This is a genomic window from Brachybacterium subflavum (assembly GCF_009299795.1).
Taxonomy (GTDB): Bacteria; Actinomycetota; Actinomycetes; order Actinomycetales; family Dermabacteraceae; genus Brachybacterium; species Brachybacterium subflavum.
The window spans coordinates 1-249 of the sequence record NZ_VIGP01000023.1; the positions used below are offsets into that span (position 1 = coordinate 1).

The 249-nt window shown below is 69.9% G+C and carries 1 pseudogene; it reads left to right on the forward strand.

The features are described 5' to 3' along the window. Nucleotides 1–249: pseudogene (locus FHG10_RS18105) on the forward strand (HNH endonuclease); the annotation flags it as partial.

Genomic DNA, 249 nt, shown 5'->3' on the forward strand with positions numbered 1-249 from the left:
ATCCAGCAGCGTCATCCCAAGGACCCTGAGGAGGTCTCCGCGTCGCGTCGTCGGATGGTCGTGGATCCGGGGACGATCGATGGGATGGCGTCCCTGCGGATCATCGGTCCCGCGCCGGAGATCAAGGCCCTCGCCGGCCGGTTCGATCAGGCGGCGCGGGCGATCCAGAACGCCCAGCGCCACGCCCTGATGGAGGGCACGGAGATCCCCCTGGACCCCGACGGGCAGGTCGAGACGTTCGGCATGCCG